Below are 15,919 nucleotides of genomic sequence, written 5' to 3'. Positions count from 1 at the left end.
TTGGCATTGAGATGATCAACGATTGACGTCGACCACCACCCGACCGCGCAACTGGCCGGCGAGCAAGCGCCGCGCAGCGTCGATGGCTTCGCTCAAGCCGATTTCGTGGCTGATCAGCGGCAGCAAGGCGAAATCCAGGTCCTTGGCCAGACGATTCCAGGCCAGTATCCGCTTGGCTTTGGGTTGGGTCACGCTGTTGATGCCGGCCAAGGTCACACCGCGCAAAATGAACGGCGCGACGGAGGCTGGAAAATCCATGCCCTGGGCCAAGCCACAGGCGGCGACGGTACCGTTGGCCCGGGTGCTGGCGCAAGCATTGGCCAGTGTGTGGCTGCCGACCGAGTCGATCACCGCTGCCCAACGCTCCTTGGCCAACGGTTTGCCCGGCTCGGACAGCGTGGCGCGATCGATGATTTCACTGGCGCCCAATTGCTTGAGGTAGTCGTGCTCCGAGGTGCGGCCGGTGGACGCCACCACGCGGTAGCCGAGTTTGCTCAGCAGCGCGATGGAGAAACTGCCTACGCCGCCATTGGCGCCCGTCACCAGCACTTCGCCCTGCTCGGGGTTCACGCCGTTGTGCTCCAGCGCCAGGATGCTCAGCATCGCCGTGTAACCGGCCGTGCCAATGGCCATCGCTTGCGCAGCGGTGAACGCTTTGGGCAGCGGGATCAGCCAATCGCCATTCAGGCGAGCTTTCTGCGCCAATCCGCCCCAGTGTCCTTCACCCACGCCCCAGCCATTGAGCAGGACTTGATCACCCACCTTGTAGTCCGGATGACTGCTGACTTCGACAGTGCCCGCCAGATCGATCCCCGGCACCATGGGGAATTTGCGCACCACCGGGCTGCTGCCGGTGATCGCCAGGCCATCCTTGAAGTTCAGCGTGCTGTACGCCACACGCACCGTCACATCGCCCTCGGGCAATTGATTGTCATTGATCTCTTGCAGTGTGGCCCGGTAACCGCTGTCGTCTTTGTCGATCAATATGCCTTTGAACATCACTGCCTCCCGATGGAATCGCTCAGTTGTCGTGCCGCTGAAATAACACATGGAAGCACATCACCGCACCCGACTTTAAGCCATTCCCCAAAACTCAACTGGCCTTGCGTCAGTCATTACTGATACAAATTCGCTTCTACCGTCCCTGCCCTGTTTCGACGTCGGAGAACACTGCAAATGAGCCTATGGCCAGATACCCGTATTCTTGACCTGCTCGGGATCGAGCTGCCGATCATCCAGGCCCCCCTGGCGGGCGCGACGACTTCGGCCATGGTGATTGCGGCGAGCAACGCTGGCGGCCTGGGCTCAATGCCCGCTGCAATGCTGAGCATCGAGCAGTTGCGCGAGGAGCTGAAAACGATTCGCCAACATACCCAGCGCCCGTTCAACGTCAACTTCTTCTGCCATCAACCTCCGTCACCCGATGAGCAACGCGCCCAGGACTGGAAGAATCTGCTGGAACCCTACTACCGGGAACTGGGTGTCGATTTCGACGCACCGACACCGGTGTCCAATCGTGCGCCATTCGATCATGCAGCCTGCGAAGTGATCGAAGAGTTTCGTCCCGAAGTGGTGAGTTTTCACTTCGGCCTGCCGGAAAAGTCCTTGCTGGCTCGGGTAAAAGCCACCGGGGCGAAAATTCTCTCCTCGGCCACTACGGTCGAAGAGGCCATCTGGCTGGAGCAGCATGGCTGCGATGCGATCATCGCCATGGGTTACGAGGCCGGTGGCCACCGGGGGATGTTCCTCAGTGATGAACTGAGCAGCCAGGTGGGGACTTTCGCGCTGGTGCCACAGATCGTCGACGCGGTGAAAGTGCCGGTGATTGCGGCGGGCGGGATTGGCGATGCGCGGGGCGTCGCGGCGGCTTTTCTGCTGGGCGCCTCGGCGGCCCAGGTGGGCACGGCTTACTTGTTCACCCCGGAGGCCAAGATCAGCGCTTCTCACCACAAGGCGTTGCGCACGGCCAAGGAAAGCGAGACGGCGGTCACCAACATTTTCACCGGGCGCCCGGCGCGGGGGATTCTCAATCGGGTGATGCGTGAACTGGGGCCGATGTGCGCCAAGGCACCGGCCTTCCCCTTGGCGGGCGGCGCGCTGATGCCCTTGCGGGCCAAGGCAGAAGAGGATTTCAGCAGCCTTTGGGCCGGGCAGGCGTTCACGCTGGGTGTTGAAATGACTTCGGCCGAGTTGACCCGGCGTTTGGCGGATGAGGCGTTGGCCAAACTGACTCACCGCTAAACCCTGAAGGGGCTAACCCTAATGCCGGCAAGTTAAGCGCAATCCATGTGGGAGCGAGCCTGCTCGCGAAGGCAGTGTGTCAGGTGACATCAATGTTGGCTTTGCTGCCGCCATCGCGAGCAGGCTCGCTCCCACAGGTTCCGCGCCTATACCGACCAGCGTTAGGTCCAGCCCTCCTTGTACTCTGTATCTGGCAAGTTCCGTTTACAGGCAATTCGCTATATATTCCGCTATATAGCGTTTCGTCCCTCGTTGCACTCGCCTACCACGGAGCCGTTCCATGATCGTTCGTGCCTCACGTTTTGTCCCCGCGTGCCTGTTCAGCCTGTTCGCTTTCGGGTCCGCCCAGGCGGATGTAGTCCAGGTCGCCGTCGCCGCCAACTTCACCGCGCCAATCCAGGTCATCGCTGCCGACTTCGAAAAAGACACCGGGCATAAACTGGTGGCCGCTTATGGCGCAACCGGTCAGTTCTATACCCAGATCAAGAACGGTGCACCGTTCGAAGTGTTCCTCTCGGCGGACGACACCACCGCGCAAAAACTCGAGACCGAAGGCGACACTGTCAAGGGCTCGCGCTTCACCTACGCCATCGGCACCCTGGCGCTGTGGTCGGCCAAGGAAGGTTACGTCGACGCCAAGGGCAAGGTGCTGAGCGACAATCAATATAAGCACCTGTCCATCGCCAACCCGAAAGCAGCGCCTTATGGCCTGGCTGCCACTCAGGTACTGGCCAGGCAGGGCCTGACCGACAAGGTCAAAGACAAGATCGTGGAAGGCCAGAACATCACCCAGGCCTACCAATTCGTCTCCACCGGCAACGCCGAACTTGGTTTTGTGGCCTTGTCGCAGATCTACAAAGACGGCAAAGTCACCAGCGGTTCGGCATGGATCGTTCCGGCCAACCTGCATGACCCGATCAAACAAGACGCGGTGATCCTCAACAAGGGCAAGGACAACCCGGCCGCCAAGGCACTGGTTGACTACCTCAAAGGTCCGAAAGCCGCTGCAGTCATCAAGTCCTACGGTTACCAACTCTAAATGACGCTATCGAGTGCCGATTATTCCGCCATCTGGCTGACCCTGAAACTGGCGTCCCTGACGACCGTCATCCTGTTGGTTATCGGCACTCCGATTGCGTTATGGCTGTCGCGCACCCGTTCCTGGCTGCGCGGCCCGGTCGGGGCGATCGTCGCCCTGCCCCTGGTGCTGCCGCCCACGGTGATTGGCTTTTACTTGTTGCTGGCCCTCGGCCCGAACGGGTGGATCGGCCACTTCACCCAGTCGCTGGGGCTCGGCACCCTCACCTTCAGTTTTGCGGGGCTGGTGATCGGCTCGGTGCTGTACTCGATGCCGTTCGTGATCCAACCGCTGCAAAATGCATTTTCCGCCATCGGCACACGCCCACTGGAAGTGGCCGCGACCTTGCGCGCCAATCCCTGGGACACGTTCTTCAGCGTGATTCTGCCGCTGGCCCGCCCCGGGTTCATCACCGCGGCCATTCTCGGTTTCGCCCACACTGTCGGCGAGTTCGGCGTGGTGCTGATGATCGGCGGCAACATTCCCGACAAGACCCGCGTGGTTTCGGTGCAGATCTACGATCACGTCGAAGCCATGGAATACGCCCAGGCGCATTGGCTGGCCGGGGCGATGCTGGTGTTCTCCTTTGCGGTGTTGCTGGCGCTTTACTCCAGCCGTAAAACCAAAACGGTCTGGAGCTGATCAATGATTCAAACGCGCTTGAAACTGAGTTATTCGGGGTTCGCCCTGGATGTCGACCTGCAACTGCCCGGCCGCGGGGTGACGGCGCTTTACGGTCATTCCGGCTCGGGCAAAACCACCTGCCTGCGCTGCATCGCCGGTCTGGAACAGGCCGAGCAGGGTTTTATTCAGGTCAACGATGAAGTCTGGCAGGACAGCGACAAGGGGATTTTCGTCCCGCCGCATAAACGCGCCCTGGGTTACGTTTTCCAGGAAGCCAGTCTGTTTCCCCATCTATCGGTGCGGGCCAACCTTGAGTTCGGCCTCAAGCGCATCCCTCGCCAACAGCGTCGGGTCGACATGGCCCACGCCACTGAGCTTCTGGGGATTGGCCATTTGCTCGACCGTGATCCGCAGCACCTTTCGGGCGGTGAACGCCAACGGGTCGGCATCGCTCGCGCGCTGCTCACCAGCCCGAAGCTGTTGCTGATGGACGAGCCGCTGGCGGCACTCGATACCCAGCGTAAAAACGAAATCCTGCCTTATCTGCAACGACTGCACGATGAGCTGGACATCCCCGTGCTGTACGTCAGCCATTCTCAGGATGAAGTCGCGCGGCTCGCCGACCACCTCGTCCTGCTCAGCGACGGCAAGGCCCTGGCCAGCGGTCCCATCGGCGAAACCCTGGCCCGGCTCGATCTGCCGCTGGCCCTGGGCGACGACGCCGGCGTGGTGATCGAAGGACACGTCAGCGCTTATGACGCCGACTACCAGTTGTTGACCTTGCAACTGCCCAACACGGACCTGAGCATTCGGGTCGCCCATTCGCCGATGGCTGAGGGTCAGGCACTGCGCTGCAAGGTCCAGGCGCGGGATGTCAGCCTGAGCCTGCAAGGCGTCGAGCAAAGCAGCATCCTCAATCGCCTGCCGGTCACGGTGATCAGTGAAATCGGCGCCGACAACGCCGCCCACGTACTGATCCGCCTGAACGCGGCTGGCACACCGCTGCTGGCGCGGATTACCCGTTACTCCCGGGACCAATTGGGCGTGCACCCCGGCCAGCCACTCTGGGCGCAGATCAAAGCGGTGGCGGTGTTGGCCTGACCCCGTCGCCGAGACGTATTCAAAGGCGTACTGAACCGACGAACTGCCCCGCCAGTTTTTTGCATGATCGCAACGGGCTTCTATGCTTGATCTGAACACGAATAGCTTCGGTGACGCCATGGAAGACATTTTCGTTGTGAAACGCTGCAACAAGATCATCGTTCATGGCCGCCGGGCCGGAGAAGCCGATAACCCGCCATCCGACACCGTCGTCTGGTATCGCATCGTCGATACCCGCACTCGTGGTTTCATCGGTGACGGCTTCGATCTTGAAGAGGACGCCGAACGCGAATGTCGCAGGCTTAACGCGGTCAGTTCGCAGGCGTCGCACGGGTTGGCCTGAAGCCGGCCCCTTCCATTTTTCGGGTCTATACTTGAAGGAGCTGAAGGACCAGCGACCCATCGGCAGAAAGCTCGCTCCCCCGCGGGCTTTTTGTTGCCCTTTAGCCGATTTCTTTGAACGGAGGTGTTTGTCATGTCCGAGAAAGAATCCATCGCCACTCTGCTCACCCTGCTTGACTCCCGTCAGGCGCGCCTTGCCGCCGCGTGCAAGGAGATCGCCGATTGGGTCGATAATCAAGGGGGGCACCCGACAGCCCTCAGGATTCGCGATCGTCTGAACGACATCGAGAAAGACACGCCGCAGATTCGCAGCGCGCTGTCTGCGCTCAAACCTGTCGAGCCGCCGCTGCCTCGGTTCAGATGAGTCGACCCAGGTACTCAAACCAGGGGCAGAGCCCGATTCAGGACACCTGAACGGTGACATCGTCGTCACCAGGCATATGCCTGCCTGCTCGCCATGTGCTACCCGGTTTGCCTAATGCCAGTCAGTCAAGCTGCTGAACCTGTGGGAGCGGGCACTTAACTGACTGGCATTGCCCAGTTTGCCGATTTTTTTTGCGGACCCTTCGCCCATTTCACACCGCCTTCACAAGCCACCTCCTACAGTTCACTTGCTCCTTTGAAGAACCCCCCTGGCCCGCCCGCATGCGGGCCATTTTTTTGCCTGCTGTACCGCGATCGAACGCCCTCATTCGCCGGGTGTCGAACGTTTACACATCACGAAGGAGATGTCTCATGGTCACTCACTTCAAAGTCGGCGGGCACCTAGCCTGCGGGCACAAAGGCAGCAACCTGACCTCAAGCAGCATATTGACTCGAGTTAAATGCAGAAGCTGCCGCAACACCGACGCGTTCAAAGAAGCGCGCAAAGACGAACGCAACGCCGCACGTCGGGCCGCACGCAAGGCCAAAGCCACCCACACCGCCAGTGACTGGCGCGCAGCCTGGATGCAACGGCTGATCGAGATGCCCGGTTTGCAACGACTGCCGCGTGGTTTTACTGGCCAGCCATTTGTGTAACTGACACGTTTGGCCGTGCCTGGCTTATGACTCGGGCGCAGCAAGTGACGTGCAATGAAAGCCCTGATTATTCAGGGCTTTGTCATTTCCGGGATTTGGCTTTCTCTGCTGCCTCCGCGCGGATCGTTTTTGCATTTTTTCGATCATCTGCGCAACGCTGCCCTACACGGCTATTGACCTTCCAGCGCCCTCTGTTTACTGGGTGACCACAATCTTCCCGATCATCTGCGGGTGCAGCGCACAAAAATACTCGAACTCTCCCGGCGTATTGAACACCCAGGAAAAACTGTCATTCGTATCCAGCGCCCCCGAGCGAAACACCTTGTGGGTTTCTGCCACCGTGTGCGGAATCTGATCATCATTCACCCACGTCACTTTGGTGCCCACGGCCACGGTCAAATCCTTGGGTTCAATCATGAACGCCTTGATATCGATCTTCACCTCTTGAGCCCACGCCGGCATCGACAGCATCAGGCACACCACCGCCAACAGTCGCGTTTTCATCTGACCGCCCTCCCCTAGACCAGTGTCGAATCAATCAGCGCCAGCGGATGATCGCCCTGTGTCGCTCGCACATCGGTGATCCCCAGATAATTGCGCAATTGATCGGCAGCCACCGTCATCGGCCCTGGTGCCGCACCCGGTGCAGGTTGCGGATAGGCCGTGCCACGGGCGGTGTGGAAGGTGATGTTGCCTTCGACCTTCTGGATGACCTGATGGATATGCCCGTTCAATACCGTCACTGAACCGTACTTGCGCAGCATCGCGATCGCCTGATCACCGTCCTCGGTGCCCCAGCCCCACGGCTGATAAATCGTCCACAGCGGAATGTGGGTAAACACGACGATGGGTGTACTGGTCGTCACCGCCCGCAAATCATCGGCCAGCCAGGCCAGTTGATCGGCGCCAAGGGTGGCTTCATGGCCAGCCTGGAAGTTGAAAACATTGACCAGCGCGATGAAATGCACGCCGTGGTCGTCGAAGCGGTACCAGCCATTACCTTTGGTGCCCTTGCCGTAACGCTCCAGGTAAAGCTTGCCGCCGCCCTCGTCGAGAGTGTCGTGCTCACCCGGCACGTAATGCACGGTGGACGGCAGGCCTTTGAGCAACTGTGCCGCAGTGTCGAACTCCTCAGGCTTGGACAGGTGCGTGATGTCACCGGTATGCAGGATCAGCGACGGCCGTTTTGGCAGCTCGATGACCTTGTCGATCGCCACCTGTAACGTCTTTGCCGGCTCCGGGTTGGCTTCCTTGTTGAAGCCGATGTGCGAGTCGCTGATCTGCACAAAGTGAAACGTGCTGGCCAGTGCCTTGGGGTCGGCGACATTGCCTGCCTCATCCAGCGCAAAGGCCCTGGGAATGCCGCCGCTCAGGGCCCAGATTACCCCTGCCCCGGCCCACGCCGAGCACTTGAGCAGCGCTCGGCGGTCAGGGTTCAGCAAGCCGTCGGTGCGCACTGGGTGTTTTGATTGAATGTCCATCGGTAGGGTCCTCGCTGGCGGACTACAGTGATGTAGCTGACACGAGGTAAACCTTGCGGGACGAGTGTTTATTCCGCGCCGCAAAACAAATTTTTTCAGGGAATAAATGACGACGCATCACGGTTATAAAAGGGGGTGACGGTGCGGAAACCACTATGAAGCGATTTGAGGAACTGATTGCGCCCCATCTGGACGCCGCTTACAACCTCGCGCGCTGGCTCACCGGCAACGACAGCGCCGCACGCGATGTCGTGCAGGAAAGCGCCCTGCGCGCCTTCAGCTTTTTGCAGCGTTTCGCCGATGGCAACGCCAAGGCCTGGTTTCGGCATGGCTATCTGGATCAGGAACTCGATCCTGCGACGGCTGCGGATGTGGCTGCGCATCTGGCCGCATGCGCCGAGTGCGCGCGGCTGCATGATGAAGTGAAACTGCTGAAGGTCAGTGTGAAGCGCCAGGCGCCGTATTACCCGGCGCCGGCATCGTTGGCGGTGGTGTTTTATGTGATGACGCCGGGCAGCGAACAACCGCTGATGGACGAGGCGGTCTCCAGCCATGTCCGCTCGTTGATGGGCGAGCATCTGAACGATGTGGCGTCCTCCGACCGTCACACCGTGAAGCCCTGGTTCACCGGCAAACTCGACTTCTCGCCGCCGGTATTCGATTACTCGGCGCAGGGATTTCCATTACTGGGCGGGCGGCTGGATTATCTACAACACCAGACCACGGCAGCCCTCAGTTACGGGAGGGCCAGGCACATCATCAATGTGTTTATCCTGCCCATGCCGGAGGCAGACAAGCCGCGGCAGACCCAGACGATTCGTGGCTTTAACGTAGTATCCTGGCAAGCCAACCACATGCGTTTCGTGCTGGTTTCCGATGTGGAGAAAAGTGAACTGGAGGCGTTCAGCCAGTTGCTCAGGGACGGTGCCTGAATTGCCCGATGCTGTTGCCTGGCTTCGGGCCGTTCTGCAAGACGCGTTGGTGGTAAGGGAGTTGAGGAATCCATGACTGACCGCGAGCAACTCCATCGAGATGGCTATGCGCTGCTTCGTCGAGCGATCCCGGCCGAGTGGCTGGGTGACCTTCGTGCCGTGTTCGATGCGGGCGTGAAGCCGGCGGACCAATGGCCAGTGCCGCGTGGCATGGATTGGCGCCATTCGCTGCTGGACGCTGATTCGAAGGTTCAGGCTGTGTGTCGTCTGCCGGAGGTGCTGGCGGTGGTTGGTGAGTTGATTGGAGAACGGTTCTTCCTCTCGCAGGTGGAGGGTCGCGAGCCCCTTGCAGGTGGCGGTCATCAGCAGCTGCACCGCGACTTGTCGGCCCTGCGGCCAGGCGACATTGTGAACGCCCTGGCTTATTTCGACGACTATGGCTCCGAGAACGGCGCAACACGTATCGTTCCCGGCAGCCACCGCCCTGACCAGGGAGAGCCGCCATTCGACTTCAATGACGAGTCCCGGTCTGTGCAGCTTTCAGGCTCCGCGGGTGACATCCTGGTGTTTGATGTGGATTTAGTGCATGCGGGCAGTCTGAACGCCATCGGCGCACGCCGTCGTTCCATCCTGATGAGTTATTTTTCGGAGCCTCTATACGCATCACACCTGGAAACGGTGGGCCTGCGAAGTATTCGGATGGACACGACCGATCGGTTCGACCCTTCGGATTTTGCCTGCTCAAGCCATCCAAAATAGCGGACCGGAAACAAACAAGTGTTTGCATCAGCTTTCGCCCGCAAGGGAAATCAATGCCGGTGAAAAAGCTAAGACACTGGGAAGAACCGACTCAACTAAAGGATAAAAGATGCAACCTCAAAGCGAACCATTGGTAATGAAGGCTGTGTTTGATCAGCTGAAAGAAGCGAACCTTGACATCTGCAAGTACATCAACTTTATCAACATTACTGCTACGGACAGAAGTGCAGAAGTGCAGAAGTGCAGAAGTGCAGAAGTGCAGAAGCAGACCTAGAAAACCGCCACAGAGCGCTATACTTTTTGGTTCAACCCCATCCGGCATTAGCCAAGAAGATAGCGAATCATTGTTTTGGGCTTTACAAGTATTGTTTCTTTATCATGAACTTATGCACGCAAAGAATCTAAAAATCGAGAAAAACTTCAGTCTGCCTGATCGTAGAGTAGATCTAGTTAAGGCCGAAATATACACTGATATCTCAACATTGCGCTTTTTGTCAAGCATCAGAAGTCCGAAGCGGATGTATTCAGAATACTTATATGCAGCCGGCATACTCGGCAGGGCCAAGACTCCGATTTACACTCGAATATTTAACGGCATCACAAAATCATTCCCCGAGGCTCAGCTCAAAGCATGGGCTTCAAACAGCACTTTACCGTTCAAGACGCAATTACAAGAGCGTAAAACCAATGCAAGCTATTGATGTATCAACAACTTAGCGTTGGATATTCCTGCAGTGGTTCGGCGTTCTGCCGACCGAAAACAATCAAATCTCCCTGCAGTACCAAGACTGCGCGTACAGAACATTCTCGACCTCTGGTCAGACGAGCATCAAGAAGCGGTCGAAGCGGTGGCACATCACCTGGCCAGGGCACCATGTCGCAGAGACACGGCGCTGGACGTTCTTTTGAGGATGTCAGACGGCGCACTGGAGAAAATGATATCGCCCGTGACAGGCTCGGCACTGGCTATATCCCTTTGGGATCTGGCGACGCCGCGTTCTCTCATGGGCGCAATCAGGAAATGCATTTCTTGCTCGAGACTGGATATAAACACAGTATCCGAATAATAAGGTAATTGCTCAATTGGTCGCTGACGATCGGTAAGGCCTTACCACTCGTCGGAATCGTCAACTCATAAAGGTGAGGGCACCTTGCATTTGCGCGTTTACAGGCTTGACTGAATTCTTGCCTCAACTTGAGACAAGATAAAAAATGTTAACCCACGAACTCACACACCCAACACTGATCAATAAAAATATCTGTAATACATGAAAGTTTCAATGAGTTAACCTAACTACTGATTTTTCTGTAGCAGTGGCAAGTCTGCATCTATATTTTAAAAATAGGGAGCCAACTCATGGAATACTCAATCCAAAAAGGATATAAATATGAGCATCTCGATCACAAACGGAGCAAGCAGAACGGTTCAAGTTGCAGTCAGCGTATGGGCAGGAGGCGGCAGTGACAATTATTACCCACTAGAGCCCGGCAGCGGTGACACATGGGGACGTAACGATCCAAGAGGTTACTTGATGGCTATAAAAGGACACGCCCAATCAGGCATCTATTACGTTGCCTTTGACAGTCAAATCGTCATAGAAGACAACCTTGTAAAAGATCGTGGTCAAACTCTTAAACCGCTCGCATCAAACAATCAATAACATCAAAAAATGCGTTGAATAACTTCAAGCGCATGCACTACGTGACCAGCATCTTACATGATGCTGGTCATCGTTGGTGATTCCGACAATTCGTTGAGCATGCGTTGGGTCAAATCTCGAAGCGCAGTGACGAAAACCTCAAAGCCTATTTGGCAATGCACGCTGCCGAGCACTACCAGCCCGCCTGAATATTGCGGCAGGCGTCAGCCGTTGCAATCAGGTCCCGCTCGTATCCAATGCGCTGCCGACGCTCAGCCAGCGCACTTCCGGTTCCCGGCTGGCACATCCCACCAGTGCCACTATCACCCCGATCAACAACACCTTCATAACCCCACTCCCGATCAATCACCGTGGTCGCAGCAAGGCAAAGTTTGGGGCGCTCTTGTTCCAACCGCTGAACTGGTAAGGCTTCAGGCACACACCGACATAACCCTCCCCCCATCATGATTTGGCCTAGCCATCGTTCACACTGCTGGGCGGATCGGGCCTCAGGATCAGCCACAACTACGGTCGCTATCGGCTCTGGTGGCCAAAACGGCGCGGCGTAGTCTCCTGGTGACATCATGCAGGCGAGAGATCAACTTGGGCATCCGACCGTGATGATGACAGAGCAATACATCCGTAATCGCTTGGGCAAGAAAGTCACTCCTGCCAAGTGAATTGCGGACCAACTCCAAAATAGCTGACCAGAAACAAACAAGGGTTTGCATCAGCTTTCGCCCGCAAACCCTTGATTTTAGATGGTGCCGAAGCCGGGGTCGAACATACCGCCTAAAGGCCGCTATTTTACTGGATTTATCTATTATTCATCTCAGTATGTATACCTAAACGTATACCTAAAACGGGAAGTACCCTCGTCTTCTCCGCCTCCAAGCCGGTCGCTTATCGTGCCGACGCCCTCCCCCCGTTTCGCCGTCGCAAGGTGGCACTTGTGATCATAATCGCTCTCCCCGTTTTGGGATGGTGGTTAGGAATGCAAATTTTGAAGAGAATTGAAAAATAGCTTGGGCGCGCAAGCCGATACTGCGAACGCTCAGACTTTTGACGCAGCACCTCCCGGCACTCCCTCATGCTCATCCAAGACGGCGATTTTCCAAAAAAACTACGAATTTATGGTTGAAACCGGCAGGGACCGGTCTTTGAGGCGAAGGCTCCAGACTTTTGACCTCCCCTACCCATGGCTTTATCGAGCAGCACCAACTGTCTAGGTTACGTTGCCTGGTGGCGAGTTACGGAGCAACGACCAATCCGCCCCCCCTCCCGTATATGGCCCTGCGCCGGACCTCGAATTACCTGTATAGAGGCGATTTCCATCCGTGGTCAGCGCCTGCTTTGGTGAATGAATAGCTGCTTGGTCTGATGTCGGAATTGATCGAGCAGAGTGGTACGATTTCTGTCTATGGTGACTCAAGGGAGATACTTTTATGAATCAGGACGAAATCCTCGCTAAACAGTACCTTAACTCGCTTGGCTACAAGAATGTAGTCCACGAGCCTGATGGAAAAGTTCCACCTGACTTCCTTATCAACGGAAGTATCGCTGTCGAAGTACGCCGCCTTAATCAGAACCACGTCATTAAGTCGGGGAAAAAGCAAGGCTTAGAGGAAGTGTCCATTCCTATCTGGCAAGGTATAGAAAAGCTCTTGGATACGATCGGCCCCACTCCACCTCAGGAGTCATGGTTTGTCCGTTTTAAAATTAGTCGCCCTTTGCAACCATGGGGAAAGCTTGCACCGGAAATTCGGCGCTCTCTTGAAGAATTCCTTCGGGAGCCAGAGTGTCTTCCCCGAAAGATTCAGGTCACACCTACCATGCAAATTGACCTCAAGCGAGCGGGCCAGCTCTTACCTTCAACATTTCGGGTGGGCTCTGTAATTGACCTTGATGCTGGCGGATTTGTCTTGTCCGAGCTCCACCGTAACTTGGCAATCGTGATCACTGAAAAAGAAGAAAAGATCGCGCCTTATCGCCAAAAGTACAAAGTATGGTGGCTTGTTCTTCTGGATTATATTAGCCATGGGCTAAGTGATGAAGAAAAGGAGGAGTTCCGAACCTTTCCGCTCCTCAATCATCGTTGGGACAAAGTGATCCTGACCAATCCGACTGAGCCGAGTAATGCGTACGAGGTGAGCTAGTCCTTCTGTCGTCACTGACTCCACCCGGTGTGCTGACCATCACTTGCGTCCGACTTGACTAGTAGGCGGCAGAGATGCAACAGGCAGATAACGGCCCTTTACGGTCGTTCACTGCTGGAAGCTACCTGCCATCGTCCATGAACGACTGGCCCCCGTTGCGCGAACTACAGAGTGGCCAGGGCGAGCAAGCCCAACACCGGCCAGATAGACGAATGTAATCACTCTGACGACAAGGGTTGGAAACTTACCAAGTGCGGGGAGAGTCCATATACGACTTGTTAGCCGCTTTAGATACTCCCGAAACCGAAAAGCCAGAAAAGTAAAGCCCTGCCTCTATGCCCCTCATACTCCGATTCACTTTCAAGCTGTTTTCGACAATAAAACAAACTGATAATGGCTGGAATAAATAATAAGCTGAACAACCATTGAAACGCATCTGTTGATTTCAAGGTGATCGCCACAAATAAATTAATTAGAGCTATGCCAATAATGAATAGGTTATATCTAATATGTCGACGCTTCATTGAAGCAAAGCTTTCCCAATCATAAATCAGCCAGTCGTGGGAAAAATCGTCGCATTTAGGACACCTAAGGCTTGGCGGAAGCTTGTCTGCGATACAACCACAGCTAGGGCATCGAGATTTCATGGCGCTATCCTAACACTCTCTCTGTAGGCTAACGTTCAGGTTAAGGGGCCGCGGAACGCGGTCCCGAGTGAGCGAAGCGAACGTCTTGAACCGTTTGTCAGGCATGATTGCCATGAATAGCCTCAGCCAACTCAGCATGCTTTTCTTGTAGCGCTCTAAGCACGACTAAGGATTTACCAATTAACTGTTCGCTACGATCCGGGTCAAACCACCGACCATTGAATTTACCACCGTGATATAAATTATTTCTAACTCTTCTGATGTGGGAGAAAAGTACTTGTGGTGATCTTTCGTTGTTTGGTACTTCTTGCCAAGAAAGAGCTCCCTCGTAGATCACCTGCTTCTTAGGCGGGTGCTCGAATAGATAATTAATAGCACCTGTGAGATCTTCGCTCGCTTCGCCCAATACCAAGAGTCCAATTTCATTAGAAAATTTATCCCAATCTGGCTCTGCTTGGCCACCGGAACCAGAACGAGCAAACTGCATTGCTTTCAATGCGTATTCATATTGCGCGAAAAGCTTGAAAAAACTGAATGCCAGTGTGTCTAAATGCGTCGACATACTTTCTCCTTGAATGCCTAACTACAATTAGGTGAAATGCCATGTCGGGTTTCTTGTCGCGATCTTGTCGCGATCTTGTCGCGGTAAGCGCGAGATCTATCGGGGGGAAACGCGACTGGGGTGACGGCAAGCCCGACTACGGTAAAGAGGGTAGCAGGACACCACCTATTTGCCACTAGCCTGTCCACCGACTGCTTGTGGTCGACTTCTGCCGGTCACAACAGGCCGGAGTCAGCCATTAGCCGCCGGTCGGAGGTGTCTACTAAATCAAGGACGACTCATACCGTAGAATTCACTCGCTCTTACCCTCCGTTTTACCGCCGCGCAGGATGACAGTTCTTTGGTGTGAGCGAGCAGCCAGCTTACTTCAGCCCGCAACACAGGCATCAACCTAAGGCTTGGCTCGGCCCCATTGACACTCTTTCAACCTGTCTACGTCAGTACCGCTCTCTTTTCGCATGTAGATGTTGCCATCTGCGTCTAGATGGATATCGGTGTTAGGCCACTTCGGTGTGATGCTGATGCAATGATTACGCCCTTCTTTTTTGCTCTACCACGAAAACTCCATGAAGAATTCGTCGTCTGGGAAGAACACCCCATTATCAACCGCACTGTATTACCCACACTGGGCTCCGCCCCCTATGCTCCTGATTTCAGCTACGGACGCCCTTAAGCAGAAGCTCAAGTGCCCCCAGGGCCTGCAACAGCCTGCCTGAACCTGGCTCAGCTTCTGCGATCCAGAATGCTGCTTCGCACAAGGCACCATGGATCAGCATCGCCAATGCTTCGGGATCGGTTTGTACAACCGTCTCTTGCAGCATCAGTTGCTCAAGCATCTTTTGTAGGGAGGCTGCACAGTGCCGATGCGCTTCTGGTGGGGAGCTACCCAGAACAGCGCGCGCATCCCGCAATACGATGCGCTGTATTTCAGGCTCCTGTGCCATTTCCAGGTACATGCGACAGCGGTCTCTGAAAGCCTCCCATGCGTTGTCTGTACTGTCCGAAATCACTTGTAGCCGCGTGTCCATCTCCGCATCAATTTGAGCGACCACAGCCGTGAGTAAACCTTTCTTGTCGCCGAAATGATGGTAAAGCGCGCCCCTCGTCAGGCCAGCCAGCGCTGTCAAATCATCCATGGACGTTTCGGCATATCCATGTTCGCTGAAAACCTGGCGCGCGGTCTTCAGCAGCGTGGTACGTGTTTCTTCCATATCAGCGCGTGTACGTCGAACCATGATATCTCCCAGACCAACAAGCCATTTACATTCACTGCGTATGATTATAGGATTTTAATCATACGCAGTGAATGTATATTCACAGTTCAGCGACGCCCCGA

Annotated in this window: 18 protein-coding genes and 1 pseudogene; 14 read left to right on the top strand and 5 right to left on the bottom strand. The window is 55.9% G+C overall.

Annotated features, from left to right (window positions below; all coding sequences use genetic code 11):
• Positions 1–15: 15 nt before the first annotated feature.
• Complete coding sequence (locus LOY38_RS13690) at positions 16–999, bottom strand: MDR family oxidoreductase (RefSeq protein ID WP_258700480.1); 984 nt, start codon at positions 997–999, stop codon at positions 16–18.
• A 177-nt stretch (positions 1,000–1,176) separates the two neighbouring features.
• Between LOY38_RS13690 and LOY38_RS13685 the strand changes: the two genes are divergently transcribed.
• From LOY38_RS13685 to LOY38_RS13650, 8 genes are all read left to right on the top strand, one after another.
• Positions 1,177–2,241: a nitronate monooxygenase family protein gene (locus tag LOY38_RS13685; protein ID WP_258700479.1), complete on the top strand. Its 1,065-nt coding sequence runs from the start codon at positions 1,177–1,179 to the stop codon at positions 2,239–2,241.
• A gap of 280 nt (positions 2,242–2,521) precedes the next feature.
• Complete coding sequence (modA, locus tag LOY38_RS13680; RefSeq protein WP_258700478.1) at positions 2,522–3,280, top strand: molybdate ABC transporter substrate-binding protein; 759 nt, start codon at positions 2,522–2,524, stop codon at positions 3,278–3,280.
• Positions 3,281–3,961 (top strand): molybdate ABC transporter permease subunit, encoded by a 681-nt coding sequence (gene modB / locus LOY38_RS13675; protein ID WP_258700477.1) that lies wholly within the window; start codon positions 3,281–3,283, stop codon positions 3,959–3,961.
• Between the two features lie 3 nt (positions 3,962–3,964).
• Positions 3,965–5,044: a molybdenum ABC transporter ATP-binding protein gene (gene modC, locus LOY38_RS13670; protein WP_258700476.1), complete on the top strand. Its 1,080-nt coding sequence runs from the start codon at positions 3,965–3,967 to the stop codon at positions 5,042–5,044.
• An 82-nt stretch (positions 5,045–5,126) separates the two neighbouring features.
• Positions 5,127–5,387 carry a hypothetical protein gene (locus tag LOY38_RS13665; protein ID WP_258700475.1) on the top strand — a complete coding sequence of 87 codons (261 nt, stop codon included), beginning with the start codon at positions 5,127–5,129 and terminating at the stop codon, positions 5,385–5,387.
• Between the two features lie 132 nt (positions 5,388–5,519).
• Complete coding sequence (locus LOY38_RS13660) at positions 5,520–5,750, top strand: hypothetical protein (RefSeq protein WP_258700474.1); 231 nt, start codon at positions 5,520–5,522, stop codon at positions 5,748–5,750.
• A 371-nt stretch (positions 5,751–6,121) separates the two neighbouring features.
• Entirely contained in the window at positions 6,122–6,406 is a 285-nt protein-coding gene (locus tag LOY38_RS13655) for a hypothetical protein (protein ID WP_258700473.1), read from the top strand.
• A 54-nt stretch (positions 6,407–6,460) separates the two neighbouring features.
• Positions 6,461–6,583 (top strand): hypothetical protein, encoded by a 123-nt coding sequence (locus LOY38_RS13650; protein WP_258700472.1) that lies wholly within the window; start codon positions 6,461–6,463, stop codon positions 6,581–6,583.
• Between the two features lie 18 nt (positions 6,584–6,601).
• Here LOY38_RS13650 and LOY38_RS13645 read toward each other — a convergent pair whose 3' ends face one another.
• On the bottom strand, positions 6,602–6,910 hold the full coding sequence (locus LOY38_RS13645) for a cupredoxin family copper-binding protein (protein ID WP_258700471.1): 309 nt from the start codon (positions 6,908–6,910) through the stop codon (positions 6,602–6,604).
• Positions 6,911–6,924: 14 nt separating this feature from the next.
• Positions 6,925–7,887, bottom strand: coding sequence for a metallophosphoesterase (locus tag LOY38_RS13640; protein WP_258700470.1), 963 nt, complete (start codon positions 7,885–7,887; stop codon positions 6,925–6,927).
• Between the two features lie 155 nt (positions 7,888–8,042).
• Here LOY38_RS13640 and LOY38_RS13635 point away from each other — a divergent pair, with 155 nt between their 5' ends.
• From LOY38_RS13635 to LOY38_RS13610, 6 genes and pseudogenes are all read left to right on the top strand, one after another.
• Positions 8,043–8,819, top strand: a complete 777-nt coding sequence (locus LOY38_RS13635) for a zf-HC2 domain-containing protein (protein ID WP_258700469.1) — start codon at positions 8,043–8,045, stop codon at positions 8,817–8,819.
• Positions 8,820–8,891: 72 nt separating this feature from the next.
• A complete protein-coding gene (locus tag LOY38_RS13630) occupies positions 8,892–9,578 on the top strand; it encodes a phytanoyl-CoA dioxygenase family protein (protein ID WP_258700468.1) in 687 nt (228 codons plus the stop codon).
• A gap of 173 nt (positions 9,579–9,751) precedes the next feature.
• Complete coding sequence (locus LOY38_RS13625) at positions 9,752–10,279, top strand: hypothetical protein (protein WP_258700467.1); 528 nt, start codon at positions 9,752–9,754, stop codon at positions 10,277–10,279.
• A 687-nt stretch (positions 10,280–10,966) separates the two neighbouring features.
• Complete coding sequence (locus LOY38_RS13620; protein WP_258700466.1) at positions 10,967–11,239, top strand: hypothetical protein; 273 nt, start codon at positions 10,967–10,969, stop codon at positions 11,237–11,239.
• A 548-nt stretch (positions 11,240–11,787) separates the two neighbouring features.
• Positions 11,788–11,898 (top strand): annotated as a pseudogene (locus LOY38_RS30330) (integrase); the annotation flags it as partial.
• A 765-nt stretch (positions 11,899–12,663) separates the two neighbouring features.
• Positions 12,664–13,374, top strand: a complete 711-nt coding sequence (locus LOY38_RS13610; RefSeq protein WP_258700465.1) for a hypothetical protein — start codon at positions 12,664–12,666, stop codon at positions 13,372–13,374.
• 744 nt (positions 13,375–14,118) lie between these two features.
• Here LOY38_RS13610 and LOY38_RS13605 read toward each other — a convergent pair.
• Together LOY38_RS13605 and LOY38_RS13600 are read right to left on the bottom strand one after the other, a co-directional pair.
• On the bottom strand, positions 14,119–14,583 hold the full coding sequence (locus tag LOY38_RS13605; RefSeq protein ID WP_258700464.1) for a hypothetical protein: 465 nt from the start codon (positions 14,581–14,583) through the stop codon (positions 14,119–14,121).
• A gap of 653 nt (positions 14,584–15,236) precedes the next feature.
• Positions 15,237–15,818 (bottom strand): TetR/AcrR family transcriptional regulator, encoded by a 582-nt coding sequence (locus LOY38_RS13600; protein WP_258700463.1) that lies wholly within the window; start codon positions 15,816–15,818, stop codon positions 15,237–15,239.
• Between the last annotated feature and the right edge of the window lie 101 nt (positions 15,819–15,919).

Source organism: Pseudomonas sp. B21-015, assembly GCF_024749285.1.
GTDB lineage: Bacteria > Pseudomonadota > Gammaproteobacteria > Pseudomonadales > Pseudomonadaceae > Aquipseudomonas.
The sequence above is the reverse complement of the archived record's forward strand: the minus strand, read 5'-3'. Positions and strand labels throughout refer to the sequence as shown.